The organism is Burkholderia sp. BCC0419, from assembly GCF_902830285.1.
In the GTDB taxonomy this organism is placed as follows: domain Bacteria; phylum Pseudomonadota; class Gammaproteobacteria; order Burkholderiales; family Burkholderiaceae; genus Burkholderia.
The window spans coordinates 1-443 of record NZ_CADESR010000030.1; the positions used below are offsets into that span (position 1 = coordinate 1).

The 443-nt window shown below is 65.5% G+C and carries 1 pseudogene; it reads left to right on the forward strand.

Annotation, left to right across the window (positions count from 1 at the left end):
- Positions 1–443, forward strand: a pseudogene (locus HWW87_RS36880) (hypothetical protein); the annotation flags it as partial.

The following is a 443-nucleotide window of genomic DNA, read 5'->3' on the forward strand; positions in this document are numbered from 1 at the left end:
CTGACGTCGATGGCGGTGACGTATGACGGCACGGCACGCGACAAGGTCACGCTGGCGGGTGTCGATGGCACGACGCTGTCGAACGTGAAGGCCGGCGTGGCCGACATGGACGCGGTGAACGTCTCGCAGCTGAAGGGCTCGGGTCTGATCGGCGACGACGGCAAGTCGATCGCCGCGGTCACGTACGACCGCAATGCAGATGGCACGCCGAACTACGGTTCGGTGACGCTGGGCAACGGCGCAGGTCCGACGCAACTGAAGAATGTCGCGGACGCGACGGACGATCACGATGCACTGAACCTCGGTCAGTTGAAGGATGCGGGCCTGGTGGGCGACGACGGCTCGGGCAACCTGACGTCGATGGCGGTGACGTATGACGGCACGGCACGCGACAAGGTCACGCTGGCGGGTGTCGATGGCACGACGCTGTCGAACGTGAAGGC